General features: G+C 43.7%; 19 protein-coding genes. All 19 read right to left on the bottom strand.

What is annotated here, in order from left to right; translation table 11 throughout:
• Positions 1-539: 539 nt before the first annotated feature.
• Positions 540-1,028 (bottom strand): SitI3 family protein, encoded by a 489-nt coding sequence (locus MHI25_RS09520; RefSeq protein WP_076220186.1) that lies wholly within the window; start codon positions 1,026-1,028, stop codon positions 540-542.
• A 15-nt stretch (positions 1,029-1,043) separates the two neighbouring features.
• The gene (locus tag MHI25_RS09515; RefSeq protein ID WP_340395318.1) at positions 1,044-3,158 is read right to left on the bottom strand and encodes a hypothetical protein; all 2,115 of its coding nucleotides are present in this window, start codon (positions 3,156-3,158) and stop codon (positions 1,044-1,046) included.
• A 108-nt stretch (positions 3,159-3,266) separates the two neighbouring features.
• Positions 3,267-3,563: a WXG100 family type VII secretion target gene (locus MHI25_RS09510; protein WP_076104587.1), complete on the bottom strand. Its 297-nt coding sequence runs from the start codon at positions 3,561-3,563 to the stop codon at positions 3,267-3,269.
• Positions 3,564-3,760: 197 nt separating this feature from the next.
• Positions 3,761-6,988: a DUF5704 domain-containing protein gene (locus MHI25_RS09505; protein WP_340395317.1), complete on the bottom strand. Its 3,228-nt coding sequence runs from the start codon at positions 6,986-6,988 to the stop codon at positions 3,761-3,763.
• A 96-nt stretch (positions 6,989-7,084) separates the two neighbouring features.
• Positions 7,085-8,260, bottom strand: coding sequence for a copper amine oxidase N-terminal domain-containing protein (locus tag MHI25_RS09500; RefSeq protein ID WP_340395316.1), 1,176 nt, complete (start codon positions 8,258-8,260; stop codon positions 7,085-7,087).
• 79 nt (positions 8,261-8,339) lie between these two features.
• The gene (locus MHI25_RS09495; protein ID WP_340395315.1) at positions 8,340-9,320 is read right to left on the bottom strand and encodes a hypothetical protein; all 981 of its coding nucleotides are present in this window, start codon (positions 9,318-9,320) and stop codon (positions 8,340-8,342) included.
• On the bottom strand, positions 9,307-9,858 hold the full coding sequence (locus MHI25_RS09490; RefSeq protein WP_076279374.1) for a hypothetical protein: 552 nt from the start codon (positions 9,856-9,858) through the stop codon (positions 9,307-9,309). The genes MHI25_RS09495 and MHI25_RS09490 overlap by 14 nt, the downstream gene beginning before the upstream one ends.
• Before the next feature lie 14 nt (positions 9,859-9,872).
• On the bottom strand, positions 9,873-10,235 hold the full coding sequence (locus MHI25_RS09485; protein WP_076309117.1) for a hypothetical protein: 363 nt from the start codon (positions 10,233-10,235) through the stop codon (positions 9,873-9,875).
• A complete protein-coding gene (locus MHI25_RS09480; protein WP_076279376.1) occupies positions 10,232-10,774 on the bottom strand; it encodes a hypothetical protein in 543 nt (180 codons plus the stop codon). The genes MHI25_RS09485 and MHI25_RS09480 overlap by 4 nt, the downstream gene beginning before the upstream one ends.
• A gap of 27 nt (positions 10,775-10,801) precedes the next feature.
• A complete protein-coding gene (locus MHI25_RS09475) occupies positions 10,802-11,320 on the bottom strand; it encodes a hypothetical protein (RefSeq protein ID WP_076303955.1) in 519 nt (172 codons plus the stop codon).
• 57 nt (positions 11,321-11,377) lie between these two features.
• The gene (locus MHI25_RS09470) at positions 11,378-11,881 is read right to left on the bottom strand and encodes a hypothetical protein (RefSeq protein ID WP_340395314.1); all 504 of its coding nucleotides are present in this window, start codon (positions 11,879-11,881) and stop codon (positions 11,378-11,380) included.
• 13 nt (positions 11,882-11,894) lie between these two features.
• Positions 11,895-13,976 (bottom strand): hypothetical protein, encoded by a 2,082-nt coding sequence (locus tag MHI25_RS09465; RefSeq protein WP_076309115.1) that lies wholly within the window; start codon positions 13,974-13,976, stop codon positions 11,895-11,897.
• A complete protein-coding gene (locus MHI25_RS09460) occupies positions 13,973-15,820 on the bottom strand; it encodes an ATPase, T2SS/T4P/T4SS family (protein ID WP_340395313.1) in 1,848 nt (615 codons plus the stop codon). The genes MHI25_RS09465 and MHI25_RS09460 overlap by 4 nt, the downstream gene beginning before the upstream one ends.
• On the bottom strand, positions 15,813-16,646 hold the full coding sequence (locus MHI25_RS09455) for a hypothetical protein (RefSeq protein ID WP_076219077.1): 834 nt from the start codon (positions 16,644-16,646) through the stop codon (positions 15,813-15,815). Before MHI25_RS09455 ends, MHI25_RS09460 begins: the two co-directional genes overlap by 8 nt.
• Before the next feature lie 6 nt (positions 16,647-16,652).
• On the bottom strand, positions 16,653-17,222 hold the full coding sequence (locus tag MHI25_RS09450) for a hypothetical protein (RefSeq protein WP_076303953.1): 570 nt from the start codon (positions 17,220-17,222) through the stop codon (positions 16,653-16,655).
• A gap of 5 nt (positions 17,223-17,227) precedes the next feature.
• Positions 17,228-18,277: an SAF domain-containing protein gene (locus MHI25_RS09445; RefSeq protein WP_076219075.1), complete on the bottom strand. Its 1,050-nt coding sequence runs from the start codon at positions 18,275-18,277 to the stop codon at positions 17,228-17,230.
• A 21-nt stretch (positions 18,278-18,298) separates the two neighbouring features.
• Positions 18,299-18,652, bottom strand: a complete 354-nt coding sequence (locus tag MHI25_RS09440; protein ID WP_076279382.1) for a hypothetical protein — start codon at positions 18,650-18,652, stop codon at positions 18,299-18,301.
• Positions 18,653-18,673: 21 nt separating this feature from the next.
• Positions 18,674-20,134 carry a hypothetical protein gene (locus MHI25_RS09435; RefSeq protein WP_340395312.1) on the bottom strand — a complete coding sequence of 487 codons (1,461 nt, stop codon included), beginning with the start codon at positions 20,132-20,134 and terminating at the stop codon, positions 18,674-18,676.
• Between the two features lie 27 nt (positions 20,135-20,161).
• On the bottom strand, positions 20,162-20,413 hold the full coding sequence (locus tag MHI25_RS09430) for a hypothetical protein (protein WP_076104573.1): 252 nt from the start codon (positions 20,411-20,413) through the stop codon (positions 20,162-20,164).
• Positions 20,414-20,430 lie beyond the last annotated feature (17 nt).

Raw genomic sequence — 20,430 nt, 5'->3', positions numbered from 1 at the left:
TGGTCGTCACCAGATTTATTGACTTGCACAGTAACTATCGCGGCTTATGCCCAGATTGTTGCGGACAATTTGCAGATAAGTCCTGACAACATTAATAGTCGGGCTAACTACTCCAAAAGATGCTTTGCCTTTTCATCCTCTCTATCGAGGCGGCGCATTTTACAGTTGCGTAAATTTTGAAAAACCGCAAGAAAACGAAGACAACAAAAAACAGGCCAATCATGGTGGTATCTGACCATAATCGACCTGTTTTATGTAACGGAATAGCGTTATTTGGGTGATAAAATTAAAGCATTTATGTGCGTACAAACGAAATGGCGAAATCTTTATACGGGTATTATATGGGTTATATGTGTTATTGGTTGAATGATGGGTTCATTCGGCAATGGGTGGGGTCTGTACCAAATAGCCGCCGCGACAGTGCCATGAGCAAAAAACTGCCACAACACGGGCGGCTAGCTCGCATTGTGGCAGTTTACATGGGTTATAAGTGTTATTGGTTGATTGATGAATTCATTCGGTAAGGGGTAGTGCCTTCTTTATTCTAAAAAGCTCCCCTCATAATAACTATATCTATGTCCCTTAAGAATTTCAGTAAAACAACCATTATCCCAGACATGTGATGAATTATCCAAATATACATGTCCTTTGGTAAAGAAAGATAATTCATTATCACCATTCGATAAAAATAAAGCATTTAAATTATTGTTTTTCATCAAATTGAACACTAGAGATAGCACAAACTTAATGGATTCATCATTGTATAAATTGTTTATAAAGCGAATACTTAATGTACTTTCATACACAAACTCACTTCTCAAAAACTGAGTGTCATAAGCGTTATACGGATATTCGCCAGACTCCGTTAAGTAAACAGTCAAACCAAGTGATTTTTCAAATTGACTAATTCTAATTCCTTTTGGAAAGTCTATTGCATCAATATCTGTATAGCCCATTGATACAAGTTCTTGCAATAAACAGGATTCAGATATTTTTTGTTCTGTTTTGAGAGAATACTCAATAGCCACTTGACCACTCCTTTATTATGGTAATAGATGAATAGCATTACCGCTACCATCAATTGCAATTAATTCTTTTAGTCCAGTAATCGGCCAATCTGCTAATTGTTTCTTCAATGCGTTCATATCACCTGTCCAATCAGAGAGATTTAAAACAACTCTATCTGTCTGACCTGCTTCTACCTTAGCTTGTATACTTGAACCTATATTTCTTGGAGAGGTTTTTGGTTTTGGAGAGTAACAGTCAAAAATTTCTCCCTCAATCCTATAGTCTGGATTTTTTATTGTACTCGGTACATTCGGATTTTGCTCTACGTGGTATCCATTTTTAGCCAAAATCTCTGCGGCTTCATTTTCACGTTCCAAAGCTCGTATGTTATCTGGGTCTGGATCGTTGTAATTTACCTTAGTTTTAGTACCAGAGGGACTCGCATTGGGATCAAGAATACCACTAGGATTTGTTCTACCACCCGAACCTCCATTACCCGTCCCCTCAACCGCCTTCACTTCTACATCCTTTATTGAATGATTACTGTCACCCTTCCCTTCCATCTTCTCTCTTAAAATCCGGTCCATTTCATTCTTAAAATTGATTTGCATCGGGGTCTGTGGAAGTGCCGGCGTATCTATATCTAGATTATTTATCTTGAATTGAAAACCTTCATTTGTGCTAAATGCCGGCAACGGTTTTTGTACCTCAATACCTTTTACAGAATCTAACCCTTTTGGAGGCTTTAGACCTCCGCCTCCTGTAGGAAGCAAAGATTTTTCTACCGGACCATACATCAACGTTACCATTCCCAGACTATTGAGCCAATGATCCGCTGACCATGCTTCGTCTGGATTAAATGCTCCTTTCGCCATTTCCACTGTTCCCAGTGTCAACCAATCCGCAAACTTCTCTTTTGAATCAAACATATGCTCTGATCGATCTTTGGCTGCTTCATATATCCCGACCGGAATATCTCCTGTTATGCCTAATGTTAACCAGTTAAAAAAGTCATAGGGGGAGTCTGTCGCCTTATCCGCACGAGTTCTTAATGTCCCTACAAAACCCGTTCCAATTTCTTTAAAACTGTCTATTGATTTATAAAAGGCATTTTTAGAATCCTCGGGTTTTGCTTGTTCCTCCGTTTTATTCTTTCTAAACAGATTATAGGAATCCAGTTGGGCGACTGATGAAGTCAATTTTATAACATCTCCCCAAGCCTTTCCACCTTGGTTTGTCATCACGTGTACACCCAAACTTACTCCAGTAGCAATCATCTGATCCATGGTGGTTTGAATGCCTTCCAGTTGGCCTTTTGCCCAGGCTCCCTTCTCCCCTTTTTCCATTGCCGTCCGTAGTAGCAACTGATACGTTTCATTCTGCACTAGTGGTATGCTTCTACTGGTAATCGACGGATCATAATCACATGCCTTAACCGCTGGTTTCTTAAAATAAGTGCTTAGATCCTTACCCGCCTGGTACTGGACCTCGTCTATACCCAAGGATTTCAGCTTCTTGCGTGCGTCTTCCGCTAACTTATGCATTGCGTCCATTTGAGTCTGATTTCCAAACGCCTGATATACCTCATAGGCTGTCTGCGCCTTCGCGATCTGATCCCGCGCCAGGTAGATATCCTTCAGTTTACTTTGCGCGGCTATGGAGTCGATCGTTTCCAATCCTGACTTTTTAACAGTTGCCTGGAGCTTCTGCACCATAGGATCACTATTCAACTCATCCCAACCCATCAGAGTAGCAATTGTGGTGATCAGATTCGTGACCGCTTTCTGAGCCGTCGTCGGAATTGAAGACTGCCCAATTGCACTTCCGCTCCCAAACCTTTCGAACATCCCCTCAAGAACACCGAGCTGCTGAAAAAGTTGATTTGCCTGCCGCTTATTCTCATCCTGTGCGCCTTGAACACCTTTTATCGCGCCTCGAATGATGTCTTCCAATTTTTCCGCTTCTACCGTCAGTTCGTTGATGATTATCTGCGCCTGCACCTGGTTTGATCCTAATGGGACGCCACTCCAGTTACTAGCTTGACCTTTGAACTGGAGGTACAGCCGGTTGGTGTCCTGGCTTACCTGTCTTATTTTCGTCTGCAGGCGCTCGACTTCATCTACGTTAAATGTAAGCTTCGTTGACGCCATGTGATTCCCCCTGCTTGCTTCTAATAAAATTAGCTATGCAGCACTCTGCATAGCTAATTGAATTCTTATGTATTAGAGCTCTTGCTGTCTAAATCATATTAAAGATTCCTAGAAACCTTTTTGAGAAGTCTTAATATCTCTAGATAATTGCGAATAACTCTTAGATACATTATTCATATGAGTTCCAATATCCTCAAGCGCTTTACCAAATGCATCGAAAGTTTTCTGCATACTTTTTACCTTTTCAGCAAAGTCTCTAGCTGCTGCATCCTCCCAAATACTATTCAGATTCGTTGCAGTCGTCATAATCTTTTTCATTAATGCATCGTACTCTAGTTTTTGTTTCAAAACTGTACTTGCCTGCCCTGCTAATCCTTCGTAACTCAATGTAACTTTTTCTGCCATTATTAACCTCTCCTTTAAGTGATTTTTTTATATAAAAATGAACTTAAAAAATACTTTTTAACACCCCAAAAGATCTTTCAAGTTCATTATTATAGCTCCGGTTTCCTTTATATAATTATCGGTCTTCAATGATATAAAGTTTATATTTAAATCCATTTAAAGATAAATAAAACATTTAAGTTATTTTTTTCTAAAGTTTATTTTGCCTGCCCCTGATAATCATTTCGTACAGAGTAATCTGATTCAAACAGAATGATATCCCCAGAGGAAAAAGAGAACGTTTGCCCCATTTCATCTGTGCTCCCAGTCATCTGACCTTCAATCGCCCACATGTTAGCAATAGGTGCCTTGTAGCCTAAAATACGAGTGTCGGCATCCCCATTTTTAACCGTATAAATTTCGAAATTTACCAGGATATAGCCGCCAGTGATAAACTCCTGCTCATGCCCATCTAGTGCCCCTCCATAATGATTCGCCAGGGTGACAATGTCTGTTCCTTTAGGCAGGATGTAAGGGGCTATCGGCAGGTTGTATTCTCCGTACCAGTGTTGAACGCTCCGAACCGCCGCTATCGGATTCACTCCATTAGGGATATCAGTCGGACCTACTAAGGTTCTCGATTTATAAGGTAGAAGCTCTAGGTTATAGCCTGTAGCGATTTTAGTTTTGCGCTTTGTATATTGCTGATAGAACTTCAGCCAAGAGGTCTTTTCCCGCTCCGCCTCGGACAGTATGTAATTGTACTCATAGCTTGCTGCCGTCGATAATTCACCACTCGATATATTTCGCAAGCCATCCGCCAAGCGGTAGGTCCGAGAATAACTCAGCTTATCCTTGGAAGAGCCGACTCCGATCATTTTATTATTCGAACCGGAGATATCATAGTACAGATCGACAGGTGTCGCTGTACCTCCGTTTTTCGGAATAAAATAGAAGCTTGGCTCGATCCGGATACCCTCGCCCGGCTGCCACAGGTTCCCGATGGTCCGGAAGTCAAACAAGAAGGAATAGCCGTTATGCGGTACCGTCCGTTGCTCCGTAGGATGAGAACCCTTGCGGATCGGCAGCTGCCACTGTGGTTGTCCGCTTAAAGCGGTCGGTATGCCATTCTCATCATTCCCTCCCGTATAGTACATCGTGTTGCTATGCTCAAGTGTCCCCACGCCAGTTCGAAACACCTTTTCAAACCGAAAATCACCGATGTCCCAAATCCGAAAATCGAACAGTCGACCGACGACCCCAATATTAAAACTCTCCGAAGCGCAGTAATTCGTCAAATTACCGTTCAAGTTCTCCTCGCAAAGATCCGATCCATCTGACGGGGCGTTTATAGCCCAAGACTGCGTATAAATGGTATAGTCGCCTTCATTCACCCAGGTTGGCATAGTAAAGGTCATGGACGGTGTTCCAACAGGGATGTAGATCCAGGTATTCTCTGGGTAATACTGGCTGCCTTGAAACACACCAAACGGAAATTGAATCCGCTTGTTTTTCGTGTATTTGGCATAATCCCGGTTGCCGTACCCAGGGATATTGAGATGCTGGCCACTCTCCGTAAAATGTATGGTGAACGGCCGATCCAAGATCAGCACAACCCTAGTCATATCCGGTGTCATACGTTGATCGAATGGGCGGTTATCGTCTGGAAGTAGCGAGTAGTTGACGACCGGTGTGTGCACGGTGACGGAGTTAATCGGAGAGATCAAAAATTCCTGATCTCCGTTTCCCTCTACGTTCTCCGACAGCATTGTATAATAAATGGTACCCGTGCTGGTTGTATTCTGCCGATTGAGTAAACCGCTATTGATCATCAACTGGCCCTCGTAAAGCACCTCGTCTCCGATGATTTGCGGATCAGGAATCCTCCCTGGGGTAGGCCCGGTCTTGTTAGCAACGGTATCATCCATAATCGTTTCCCCGTTAAATACTAGTCGGTCATTCTGCACCTCAGGATCTTTGGTCTGCATTTCCGCAAGGTCTGTGAGCACGTCTGTATCATCAACATCTTCAGGACCCGGTTCGTGGTCTCCACCATCTACCACTTCTGGCTTGAATTCTATCCCTCCCGTATCTTGGGGAACAACATGGTCTTCTACTTCTGTACTATTGGTAAGCTCAAGCGTCGGCGAACCATAATTATTAGGATATAGAGTGACTTCTCCTCCAGGCAGCGCATAGTTCTCCATCTGGGCACGATCGATTTGATAAACAGCTAACTGATCTACCTGCCAGTACGCATATTCTTTTGGAGTCAAGTCAAAGGTATAGTTCTTATCAAATTTCCCTGTTTTAGGAAGCGGAGCTTGAGGAATCGATGTTCCATTTGGTCCTGGAAGATTCGGCTGCGCTTCCTCCCACTTCGTCGGATATGTAACTTTAACACTGCAGGAATAACGAATCTGACCTGCCATATTGGCGAAGGTATGTTCAAACAAATAGTTCTTTCCCCACACATTGGAAAATAAACTCTCAGAGGTGGGGATTCCCACCGGTGCATCAAAATGGCGTCCATTTGCTGTATCATCACCTAGAATTGCCCCGTTCGCATCCGGTTCCATAAATGACGTTTGCGGAGCAGCGATCTTGTTTGGTGGATCAATAGTATACTTACATTCGCCTGAGCCTTCTCCCTCGGTGGGAGGGCTACCAACTTTTTTGTAACTGGCCACCATTTTGACTCCACCTACATAAACCTTAAAATTACGCTGAACTAAGCTGGGATCATTCGAAGCTTTGCTTTGAATATATAATTGATCGCTTGGCCTCAGAATCGGAGAAAGCCAAGATTGGTTAATTTGATATTCCTCTCCCTCGTATTGAACGGTCAGGGGAAAAGACTTTACAATGTTATAACCAGCCTTATAATTACCAATTAATTGATCGCTCACCACGATTCCGTTCGAAAGTTTAAGAATCATATTAACCGGATAATTTTCCCCCTGAAAGGGAACTGTGACATCGAAATATTGTCTCAAATCTTCTGGATGAGCCCAACTCTCTGCGTGTTTAATATCATACAACGTATGATAGGGTCCAGAAACTTGGATTGGGTTCGTTCTGGACCCCGTCACTACTCGCATTATGGCGCTAGCGTATAATGGAGTGCCTTCAGAGATGACTTGTTCCGCCTTAGCTTGTCCAATAGCGGCGAGCACTTCTGCTTTAGTCCATTCGAAGTTTGTAGTCACTATCCCATCTACAATAGTTTCTGATTTCACATGCCCTCCGCCATTATCTTGTAATTTAATACGTTGATTAGAAGGCAATGAGGTAGGGTCGCATTGCACTTCACCTCCATAGGCTCCAGAGGATGCACACGTTGGTTGGGTATGAATATACCAACCTACCGTCTGGAATCTTATACTCGAAGAAGCTTCATTGGAAGTTGTTGTATAAAGAAATGCCCCATCTTTAAACTTGGCCATAAAGGCAGCCTCTACAAGACTTATAAAAGGAGAAAACAATAAAGAATTTATTAGAATTAACAATAGACAACCGAGGCATTTACGCCGCATCTTTCATCACTTCACTTCATGAAGGGTGGTGTTTTCAAACAAGCTTGAGAGTGCATCTATATTAAAATGCTCACCTACTATAGGATTATAGTAATTCGTAGAGATACTTAAATCAGCATAACCCTCATACCAGACCCCTTTTTTTAATTTCTCGTGAAGTCTGAATTCAGCAAGTTTGAAGTATACGTCATTAAATAAGTCCTTATACTCTGTAAAACTATTAATTCTGAATCGGAACATGGATCGAACGCGGTAATCCCCGGTTCCTGGGTAATACAACACGGACGATTCAGGGTCAATTGCCCCTTCAATTTGAATCTTATTTTTCTTCACCCATTCGGCATATTCTTCAATTTCCTTTTCCCGGATAGAAGACGATTGATTCTCGTACTTAAAGGATTCTTTCGCATAACTTGCCGGATTAATCGTTTTATAATCCACATTCAACCGTAGATCAAACCCAATTTTCATACGTTTAATGATTTTGGCCATATCTTCACTCGTTAACTCTTTTTTGCTAAACACCTGCGCTCCAGTCTCAGCATTCCCAGCAGAGTAGTTTATGGTATGCCTCATTTCGTACATTTCATTCGGGATGTCTTCCAGAATGTATGGGTAATCTTTATAGTTCTTAGGTAGGTTTGTCGTACGTATTTTCCTTCCAAAATAATCAAGTTCCCCTAAATCTTTACCCGGCGTGTGAATGTTCACACTTTGAGAAAATTCGTCCACCTCCACTTCTGCGGATAACAGATCAGAGACAACGGTTAATGGAATCATCGTCATTCCATCTTTTTGTACAACCATAGCACCAAGCGCTACTAGTTGCCCGTTCACTTTCGCAAAAGAAGAACCTACTGTCAGTACAATTTTGTTTTCTTTTTGCTGCAGAGTTAACGTTTTGTTTGCTGCATTCCAGTTAGCTTGTGTGCCGAGTTTTCCTGAAATCATGCGGAATGGGATCATTGTCGTCCCATTTTCTGAATAAGGATGTCCCTTTGTCAGTGGATATTTAATGCCGTCCATGATGACGTTCACTGCTTTGGCAGCTGTTCCTGCCGCTCCCGCTGTAGTAATTAACAACACTAAGCTTGCGAACACACAAATGACTATAGTCATGCCTCTTCTTGCCTTCTTTGATCTAATAATTGCTGATAGACTATTAAACTTAAAATTCCTCATGTTCTCACTCCTCCACAATGAAACTTTTTTTAATCCAATGACCCTATTCTCCATACCAAATCTTTTACTCCCACATCTATCACCTAACCGCACAATCCTCAATAAAATACCCTTTTCGCGCAGCCTCCTCTGGATCGAACAGACTTTCTATAACAGTAACCCCCGAGGGTACACAGCTTTCTCCGTAAGCAATATGTCTCCCTGCTGAATTCCGGGTACCTATCAGAACCTTTCTTCGCATTACTGCCCCACTACCTAAGGAATATGCATCCAGCAGTTCTCCCCCAGGAAGTGGATAACCTTGAATAAAAGCCATGATCCCTACATCCTGTATGGATTGCTCCTGCAAGCCGCGGGGAAGGGTGAACTGAATCGACAAGCCCATTCGTTTCACTAGCTCCAAATGTCTGTTAATGGCTGTTGCCAAGTCTTTTTCAACGAGTGATGTGATCGTACTCTGCCGGATTTCGTGAAATAGTTCTATAGAGGTCAGAGGATTAAGATTGGTCTCAGCCGCTAGGGTTGTATACTCCCCCTCATAGAATTCATTAGAGGTAGTATCATACACCCGCGCATTATCGTCCAAAGTGAAATAAAGCAAATTGCCGTTCTGAAGCTTGTAATAATATGGACGCTCAGGCCAACTCACAGGCTTAAGTTCATCCTTCCCGCTATTACTAGCCGTGTCGTCCAAAGTAACCAACGTATAGCCGCTATATCCAAACATCACCAGTGCGGGTATATGCATTTTTAAATTGTTCATTTCAGTCTGGTTGTTCTCCAGCCCAAATTTCAAAGCTAAATCACTGTAAAAAACACTTAGCACATCCTGATCCAGTTGCAGTTGGCGTTCCCGCCCATAGTGCACTGCTGTGGTAGTAGGCTGCTGTTCCAGTCGTGACAGATAATCACCAGCATCATCCACTGCGGCTTGAAAATCATCCGAATAGCGTTTATACATGTCCTGATTGAAGACCTGAAGATCTTCTCGAGTGTCGCCCATAAGAACAAGAGGAATGACCAGAATTAGAAAAACAAGCACAACACTAAGGGGCTTCACTTCGGACCATCCCCCCATACTTCAAATTGACCGGAATCATTTCACTATGAAACAAGAGCGATCGCATCCGTGAGGCAAGTGTCGTCCCTTCAGATTCTAACCGGACATTGAACAGATCGCCTACATGCATGGTAAACCTTCTACCTGGATCATCTGCAGCCAGTAAAGTTCCTGAATGCGGATATAAGATTTCCAAAATATCCTTGCTGAAATATCCGTCATATCGGACACTAAAGCTGTTCTGGAATGTAGAATAATCATCAGGATTCGTATATAAGGGCTGTAAATTCTTTTTGTAATACTCCATTTGCACTTTGAAAACACCATATGAAGCATCCAACGAATGAAGAAACAGCTCATAATCGGAAGTATCCAAGTATCCTTTAGCACGAACGGTATCCACGAATTCCACCACAGCCGCATTGGCGGCGAGCTTAGTATTCCTTTCTACAACTTCGGATTGACGGAATGCCGGATAGACTCCGAACACAAATGCCAGCAAAATAATAATAATTACACCTTTCAGCGCGTCTGCCATGCGGCTCCTCCTTTCTAGCGGGTGGCGGAGATTTGCGTAATCATCTCATCGGTTCGCGTGACTCTTAACTGATAAGCAGCATCAGGCACTCCACGCAAATCCACTGCTGTAAGGTCCGTTTCCTCATTAATTGCAATGCCATCGATATATAAAATAAATTCCCCCTCCAGTGCTGGAGAGATCATACCAATGACCTGCTCACCGCTAATTTTGTTCAAATCACCTATCCCTTTGTAAGGTGCCGATGCAACTGTCGGCAGCTCATAGTGCCTGTTTGGAACAGAACTCTCCATCTCCAGCCGCAAAAACGTAAATCCGCCGACAGCAAACAAGATCCAAGCAAAGAGGGTTAGTAGAAATTGAGTGCTAGTTTTCATTTATGATCCGGATTCTGATTAAATTCAATAATTCGAACCTCATCATTTTTGTCCTTATGTAAGGTAGCTCTAAAAATAGAAAGCGTATTGACATTACAGTTTTTACTGTTATCTTGGTTAGAGCTCTGGTCGAGCATTGCTGATACACTAAAGTTATCAGCACCACTGTTCTTGTCTCCAAGATCAAGCTCTGATGCCGGGTTTCCGCCACTGGCCGCTTTCGCAGGCTCATAATAAGTTTCATATGTGTTTTTCGCATAAAAACCAGTTTTATTTACTCCAGTCTTTATCAGAATAGAAAATTGCGGACGTCCCTTATATCTCATTGCCGCGTTAATAACATCCTGACCAGATACATCCTTGTTATCATAAGAATTGAACTCCGCTTGATTGATCATCTGAGTCTGGGCCAAGGTCTGCTCCTGGGCACGGATGAAATAATTATTAATGACAAGATATATACTGACACCTGCGGCAATAATCAGAATGGTGACAATAATGCCAATCACCCATTTAAGTCCCGTAGAAATATTCTCCATCTATACCCACCCTTTTCGATATCGTTTTTATTTCTGGGTAAAAACTATTAAGCGAACCTCCTCATTGCTGTCCTTATAAACAACCGCTTTAAAGACGGAGAGTGTATTTACTAAATAATTATCACTGTTATATGAATCTGAATTTGTCTGATCAAGCATCGTCGAAACACTGACACTAGTTGTTCCGTTGTCCTTAGATAAATCAACTACCGGATTAGACGTATCTTTAGGTTCTTCGTAATTAGATTTATAAGTATTCTCCGCATAGAATCCTGTCTTGTTTTCCCCTGTTTTAATCAAAATCGCGAACTGCGGACGTCCCTTATACCGCATTGCCGCATTAATCACATCCTGGCCGGATACATCCTTGTTATCATAGCTGTTGAACTCCGCTTGATTAATCATTTGGGTTTGGGCCAGAGTCTGTTCCTGTGCGCGGATGAAGTAGTTGTTGATAACCAGATAAATACTTACGCCTGCGGCAATAATCAGAATGGTAACAATAATGCCGATAACCCATTTAAGTCCGGTCGAGATATTCTCCATGATGTTTCCTCCTCACCTTATTTAAAGCTGGTTTTTATTTTTTTGCTCTTTACGGATCTACTCCGCTACGAAATAAATAGCTGCAATTCGCTCATTTTTATCTTTTATCAGCCTCGCCCTATATCTAGCTTGTGGACTGATATAATATTGTCCTGAAGCATTCGAGATTTCTTCTTCATCTACACCACTTTCGCTTCCCTCCTTGAACTTCGCTCCGGAATAATCAAACGCACGGCAATAACCTTCTCCACTTGGATTCATGCTAAATCTTCTTTCTGCCTCATTCTGACCATTAGCATATGGTTTCTCAACGTATAGGCAGAAGCCTTGCTGCGACTCGTACCTCCGATAAGCTGTGAGAATCTGGGAGCCGCTGACAATCTGATTGTCAAATGCGGAATATTGCTGCTCCGAAAGCTCCCTGGCCTGTGCCGCCGCCTGGCTATTCGCCAATTCGACAACTGGCTGTGTCTTCCCCCACAAGAACAGACCGGATGATATAATGGCCAGTGTGATCAGAATCGATATTGTTGTTTTCAAAAAGCTTGCTATATTCTCCATGCCTGTATCTCCTTCACATTTTGCCAGTTACAACAGTCAGGTCACCCAGCTGCTGGAAGGCCATATAGACGAAGGGAAGCAGTAAATATAAGGTGAACGTTGCCTGCATCGGCAAGAACCCAAACATTTTACCCAGTGTACTTTTCCTGCTGATGACCTTCTCATAGTGCTCCTTGCGTTGATCCATCGCGAATGCCCTCTCCGCATCCATATCATCAAACGCCTTCTTCACCGGGATCAGATCGGCTGCAACCTGCAAGCGGTCTGCGAGCCGTTCGAGGGGAACGAAACGTGCGTCCTCCTTCAGATTCTCAATGGCACTCCAGCCTCCAGCCTCATAATCCAGCATGCAGCGCAGCAGCTGCCGCTCAAAAATATAGCTGTAACGATGCAGCCACTCTATCATTTCGTACACGCTGATATTCGGAAATTGAGACAGCATCATGGAAAGTGTATTGAAGCCATCCACCTCATTCTGCATTTCCCACTTTCGCAGCTGAGTACGAATGATTAAGTAAGCATCCGGAAGATAAAACCCTGCCACTGCCAGCCCAAAAGCCAGCAAAAGTTCATACCATTTGTAGTACTCCTCATGATATTGCTCTACCCTGTTCATTAACTGTGCAGCATAGGCATTCTGGTTCAGATTGTTCTGAAGGAAAGACTTATTCTCCGCTTTCTCCTGAATGTAGGGCAACATCTGATCCGGTGTAATATCCTTCGCTACCAGTTCTCCAATTAAAGTCTGCTCAAAAGCGTACCGTTCCTCGCTCAGCAGCTTCTGAGATTCTGTCTGATTGCCGCCTGTGGTGATCTGCTTATTGGGATACAGGATGTTATGCTTGATACTGGCATGGATCGAGAATTGAAGCGATACGATCAGCACAAAGATCACGACTGCCGCTAGTGTTTTCTGCAGAAAGAAGGCATGTTGCGACAACCCGGAGTTAGCATCCTTCAATTTGCCGGCTACCTTGAAATGAAGAGGCTCATGTTCTGCCGGCGTGATCCGATCCACCAGTTTGAAAATCCATTTTTTCTTCAGGATCCGATTTAACCACTTACCCTCATCTTTGATAGATTGAGTGTCTTCATCCACACCCTTGAGAATCCGCAAGGCAATAAACGATATTATGAAAGTGATATAAAGTAAGATTAAAGAATATAACCCCCAGGCCGAATTGTAGTAATTAGATACAATAGGAAACATTCCCTCCGCCCAATTGCGGATTGGATCCAGCATGAATACCGGCGAAATGGCTACAAAAACAATACCGTATAACAAACGATCGATTCGCTCACGCCGATTAATATCCATATGAATCTCTTCTCTAATATTGCCAAGCATCGATAGATAAATCGAACGCTCCCCTTTATGGATATCCGCGTCGCCATATTCACCTATTTTGTAACTCACTCCAGCTAGTTGCTTCATATAACGGTTAGGTGCAATCTCATAATATTTCTGCAGTTCATCTTCCGGGTCCACCGCTGCCAGAATTCCAGCAATCTGCCGAGCATGCACGGCTACCATTGGTTTCGACCGTTCCGCAGAATTCTCTAAGCTGACTTGCACCATATGTGACTGATGATATTCATGGCGAATATCCAGAATCATGGACGATTGGTCATATAACATCTGCTTCACTAAACGCCCAATGAAGAGATCGCTAAGGACACCTCCAAGATAAACTGAGACTAGCATAATAGTCGCACGGCTTACCCACGATGAAGTCCAGAGGAATGAACTCAACGAAATGATCAGAATACAAGCAACAATCATTAGCGTCAGCGCAGCCGCACGACTTCTGATCATAATTTCATTGCCTGCATGAACCAAGGTCAGACGCGAGCGCATCCGGTGAAGAAGTTTCTTCACTAATGGCAGTTCATCAAGTACCGGATAAGTTTTATGGGCCTGCTCCAACCATCTTTTTTCCTTAGTTCTCGTTGGCAGCAGAGCCTTTAGCCGCCTTTGCTCTTGATATTGTGTTCCCTTCAATTTACGCTGCACTATATTAAGCAGTACAAGCAGGACAACCAATAGCACTCCTGAGGTTCCCAAAATAATCAACAATAGGTTTTGCAGATTCATGCGGATTGCCCCCAATACTTCTCAAGAAATGCAGTGAATTCTAGTGCATCCTCTTCATCCATATTTTTGCGCATCTCATCGATTTTATGGCTGCTGATCGGATGTTTGGTCACGTATTCTCCGGCTTCCCACACAATGACATCCTTATAATCATAGGAACGCCGATCTGTCATCCGGCCAAAATATTCGGTCACGGTATCCATAAAAGCATCCAGCTTGTCCGTAATATTCTCAGGATCCTTGTAGTTCTGAGGATATTCGAACTGGGGATCTGCCGGGATAATCTCTGTAATCCGTTCGATATATCTTTTCCCAGCACGTAGTACCAGATGAACGTTGAAACCAAGCGCCTCAACAACCTGAACCTCAGCAATTTTCTCATTACTGAAAGCTCCCGATGCGATAAGACTGTTGCGCAAAGCGCTGACCAAATTGGGCAGTGTTTTGCCGTGGTGTGTAAACAAAGTATATTCAGAAGCTACCTGGGCTGCCTGAATCACATAACTGACCACACTATGAGTAGCCGCCTCACCGACGATATTCACAGCGCCATCCGTTTTTTTCTGCACATCCAGCCCATCCTGCCCACTAACGGAGGGGGTTTCTCTAAAGGATAAAATATTTTTACCCGGATACATTTTTCTCGCCCAGATCTCGAAGGAAGTCTCCTGAATCCGGATATTCTTCGCATCAATATATTTGATCAGTGCCTTAAGCAGCGTTGTTTTCCCCGAGCCCTGTCTGCCAGTGATGGCGGTGACCTGATGGCCCAAGATGAGAAAAATAAGCATATCAATCGCAAGCTGTGCCCCTTGATCTTGGATCTGCTGATCCAATTCCACGAGCGAATCGTTAAATTTTCGGACAAAAAAAGCCCAGCTTTCAGCCATTTTGGGCCGCACAACCACGACCCGGCTACCATCAGCCATATCGTTGATGATATAACCCTTGGATTCATTTAATTGCCCAGGATTACCAAACCCATAGATATTTTGGCAAACCCGCTTAAGCTCCTTCTCAGAACCAAAACTTAAGAATTCCAGGTGAAGCGACTTTCCGCGGTAGAACGTCCACACCGCATCATAGGATTGTGGAATAAAATGCTGCTGCTTCGTATATTCCAGAAAATCTGTAGTCTGCACGACATCAGGAGGCATGCCACTTGTTCCTCCATTAACTCCGTCGATGTTCTGATCTCGAAGCTCATCAATAACGCCGAGCCCCTTATAAATTTGATAAGCTCTCTGAACAATAATTTCAATCTTGTCCTGGATAGACAATCTCGGCTGCTCTGACTGATAGATATGGCGAATCTGTTCTTCGGTGATCTTATACCCCTTAGATCCATCAGGCAGCTTTTGCAATGTGTCCAGGCTATATTTGCTTACTATTACATTAAATGCATTCTGACCATGATCTTTTTTGAAAACATAAAGCAAGATATCGAAGCAATCCTGTGAAGTCAATCGATTCGTATGGCCGAAGCTGATAATCTTATCTACATTTCCTTCATCCAGACCGTAGGTCTGAACTAATAGATCCTTCATATAAAGCTTCACATATTTCTTAGCGGAAAGATCACCGTGCATGCAACTTCGGAGCGCTTTCTGCAATTCCCTTCTCCGCGCCTTCCGACGGTTGTATTCCTCCTCACTTGGGCTACCTTCATAAAGAGACGCCGCTATAATCTCCTCAAAAGCCCTTCTCAGAAACTGCACGATTTCATTCATATCATATTTCAGTTGGACGGAAGGTGGAGCAGCATCCTTACGTCTGCCCAGCCATAAGTACAGGAACACTCCAATAGCTATCAGGACTACAAAGATCAGAATCAGATTAATCATTCGCAGCATCCACTTCCGATACTGGAGAAATCTCCAGCATCCGGAGAATAAGCTGTCCCATATGTCGTACCGCCTCAGTGAAGTTTCCGTCCTCACTAAACTCCAGAAAACGGGATTTAGCTTCTCTTGCCTTCAATAGAAACTGAACAAAACGCCGTTCATTTTGAGCATCCATATAACCAATATGATGTGGGATAACACCTACTGCTTTTTTCTTCAATTCATACAGCTTAATAATTCTCTCTTTATTGAACCTGGAGCTGCGCTCATAAGCCCCAATACAATAGAGGACTGACTTATGACTCGGCACAGGAGCTTTGTTTTTGTTCAAAAAATAGGAATCCAGACTTACCTGATTCTGATTTAGGTTAACCACAATCAAATCTGCCTGTTCCATAACCAGAGATACGACCTCCGGATCATCTTCGGAGGAGAGGTCCACAAATAACAAATCATAAAACCTGCGATAATCCTTGAAGATATGCGGAAGCAAGAGCTTTGTCTCATGTTTCTCAGCACTCATAGATCCACTAAGCAGTTCCAACCGATCTTTAAGAATGGACTCCGCATGATCTCTAATTCCTTCAGGTGTAAGCATTCCACACTGCACTAATCTCTCAATCGCATCCATTCCACCTGTGGTCTTCGCAGATTGAAGCGTTGTTCTTGTCTGTGAGAACAAATGCTCAAGCACACCTTGCTCCAAATGCGTATGTGTCATTAACACGCGGATATGATGATCTAGCGCTATGGTAGCCGCAACAGCTGCCATATTCGAAGTTGTTCTCCCCTGCCCTTGAGCAGGTCCCCAGAAAGCCACTAGCACAATTACCTACCCCCGTTTCCTTGCATACTGCCACAGCTTCTTGATGTCTTGCTTTGGAACATCGCAAATTTCAATCAAAAAGTCATTTACAGCTTCGGCAAAATCCTTATCTACCTTAAGATCCACCCTTCCATCATGGACCCAATTAATTCTTCGCTCCGGACTACTGATGTAACTGATTTTCGAAGTAATCACTGGATAATATTTATCCACATACTTCAGCCCAAGTCCGCATTCTTCTTCTATGACAAGCAGTACAGTAGGCATCCGTTTCTGATCCAGCAACTTATCTACGTTCTCCATAGACTGACGGTCATAGGTAGTCGCGAAGACAATAATCTCCTCCTTAAGACCCTCAGGATACCCATGATGCCAGTCATACAGAACGATATCCGGTTTGTCAGCTACGGTTGAATCTGCAATCTTTATACCAGACACTTCGCCTTCAAAATACTGATAATTCCTGCTGTTATCCGAAATAATCATGACATCGTTGTTGAAATAACTTCTCAACAGAATAGCCGCTGCCAGTATGAAATCATGCTTCTCGCAATCCCCTGCAACAACAATGTGCAAATCGGTCACTCTCCTTCCAGCAGACTGTCATCTGTGGCTGCTTCTTTATTCGTCACACCCGTTGAACTCTGGTCTGCACTTGAATCGATCGGCGCTTGATTGGTCCGATCTATCACTCCGTTCACGGATTGGCTGTCATCAACTTTTGCAGCCTCCTCTGCTGCCGCCGCTCCCTGCACAGCCTTTCTCTGGATCACACCACTGCCGCTTGGTGCCTGTGCCCCCACACGAATTCTATCTTCATCCTCCATAACTTCGAGCCGTTTCTCCAGTTCCTTACGAAGATTGGCAGCAAGACTCCACTTGGCCTGATCTATAATGAAAGGATTATCCTTAATTACTCCAAGTACATCCAGATTAGGGACATAATTGACTACAGGTTCAGGCTGAAGCTCTGGTTCTACGTACTGTTTCATATACAGCTCTGCGTTATTTATGTATGCATCCACCAGGGCAGCTTGCAGGAGCTGTGCTTCTTCTTCATTGTCATTAAAAAATGTATATTGATTCGCTAAATCTACGTCCTTCAGCGACTTCTTTCCTACTACTATGTAATCCTCGCCATTTGGAAAAACTATCCGAATATCTACGACATCTTTTTTCGTTAACCGAAGCGGCAGTTTAATATATTCAGTCTCTTCTTTTCGTTCTGAAGGCTCCAATCTCGCTTCATCACGTATCATTTCAGTAGTTACCGCTGTGCCTGATAATGCATCAATCTTCAAGTACTTACCAACAATTGCTTTAGACTCGCTGATCAGATTATCCGGTGAGGAGAATTTGGGTAGCTTCTCTTCCATTACATCCTCAGCAGTAATCACCTCTCCAGCTAGCTTTGGAGATATCAATACATAGGCTGTCTGGGATTGGTCCATATAGCGCTGCAAGACTTCATCTTTATCATTCAGCTGTTCTTCGTAAGCTGCCCGCTCATCGATCAGCTTAGCGTTATAATGGCGATAAGTTGCAAACCATACCCCGGATGTGGCAACGGCAACAAGACAACCTGATAGGATCGTATATCTCAGTATTTTTTTCCGCTTACGTATTGCCACTTCAAGACCTCATTTCCATCCCTATTTAATTTTCCCTGTAGATTTTGCGGCTGCGGCCGCCGCTGCCGCTGCTGCCCGTTCGGAGGCTTGTCTTTCGGCTTCCTTAATTCTGGCTGCCTCTGCTCTCTCTTCCTCCACCTGCAATTTATCTGCATAGTTCATCATATTTGCTTCAATTTGGGCTATGGCAGCTTTAAATTCGTTCATTTTCTTAATCCATTCCTCACAATGCTGCTTAAACTCTTCCCCACCCAAATCTACCCAATAACCAGACACTCCTGTGATTGCCGCTCTCATCTTATCGCTGCACTCCTGGGCAGGGGAGAGAAGTCGATGGCAATCAAAAGCAATGCCCCTAACCATACCTGAATTCATACCCAGCCTCCTGATTTATAATTACCGGCTCTCCGGAACGAATGAAAATCCTATGCCTATTAATAACAAGGTCACAAACAAGACCATCCCAACAATTCCCCAGAGCAACGTTTGCTTGCGAAAGAGCTTTTTCTGAACGGTCAGCAGCTTCATTACCCATTCAACAGCCGCTTTATCTGGATACAAAGGATCTTGATGTGCAGGCATCAGAGTCGTTTGAATTTCTGAAAAATCCTTTTTCAACATTTGTAATACTTCCTGATGTCCATTTTCCAGCAGTAACCTGCACCGCTTGCGCTCGTAAGGATTAAGGGTGTTCAGCTTCTCTTTCAGCAGTTCATACTTCCACATAGCCCCGTTGCCTATCAAAATAGGAATTTGCGAGTTCCACCACAGCTCGAGTCCGCTGGTGCCCTTCCGCTCCCGATGGATATCCACCCATAGAATGATATGCGTGAACTCACTGGCCAAAAGCTCCGAAATATCCCACGAATACCCTCTGCGGTAGAAAGTGACTCCTTCATATTCGAACATGGTAGAAACCGAATCTTCTTTCTCCCCCTTAAAAACAATCTGTTCAAGCGAACTGATTTCGGGCCTGTCATCTCCGCATACTAGAGGCTTCCAGCCCAGTTCTGCCAGACCCGCAGCCAGCAGAAATGCCGCCGCACCTACATCTTCTTCCCCTCCGACACCACAAACTCCGATGACAAGTGGTACATTGCTGCCCAGAATTCTCGTACTTGCTGCTGGCATCGACTCTTCTTCTACCGGAATAGATTGTTCCAGACTCTCCAGCGTTTCCTCGTCGGCTAATGACAGGGTCTCCTTTCTGGCCGGAGGCCCCAGTCTAGGCGGGGTTGATCCTGCTGAAGAGCGAGGAGCAACGGAAGGTCTCCTGTTGGCGGAATCTGCTACAGTTCTGGAACCGGCCGCCACTGGCTGTGGACGGGTAAGCGACTCCACCGGTCTCGGAGGAGCAGACGGTGCCTCTTCCACTGCCGCGTCAGAAGCTGCTCTTGATGATGAGCCTTTAAACGATGCAAAAAGGCCTTTCTTTTTCCCCAGGATATGATAATAATCCCTTGTAGTTTTTTTCTCTTTGATCCAGTTTAGAAGATCATCGCCCTGGAATTCCGTAGTGAACTGAAGATCATGTATATTCATATTTACAAGGGTCCGTATAAATTCAATATCCGTTTGCAGCACCGGGTCTAACTGAACAATCAGCCGCGTATGTTTAAGATATTTGCGGATCAGTGTCATGAAACTGATAATATCCGCAGCCTTGACCGGTGTGCCCAGACCCGCGCCGCCCTCCATAATTACAATGGATGAAGGATCGACTTCCTTGCTACTGAAACCACTTATAAAACTATGTAATGTAGAATGTTTACCGGAAATTACATAACCCTCATGCTCCAGTGACCTGGATAGCAGCATTATAAGTTCAGGCGAGCAGACTAAGTGTACGCTTTTCATAGGAATCCTCCTTTACGATCTCCCAGCTCAATAGGGTAAAATACGAACTATGGCTCCGTCCCCTTGTATAATCTCTGCGAGAACAGCATGCGGCCCCAACTCCATCCATTCTTCGCCCGTACGGCTGGCTTCACATTTAAATTCCCAGTTATCCGGAAGCCAGTTGGCTTGCTTAAGTAGCTCGATACATTGCCCTGTAGAAATAGAAAGAGAGACTTCCAAATCCAAATACTTCTCTCTTTCACCTTTAAATACAAAAGTAGTCAGTGCAGTTGACATAGTCTGATCCCCCAGAT

This window comes from Paenibacillus sp. FSL E2-0177 (genome assembly GCF_037992975.1).
In the GTDB taxonomy this organism is placed as follows: domain Bacteria; phylum Bacillota; class Bacilli; order Paenibacillales; family Paenibacillaceae; genus Paenibacillus_AQ; species Paenibacillus_AQ odorifer.
Note: the sequence above shows the minus strand (reverse complement) of the source record. Positions and strands in the feature narration are given on the sequence as shown.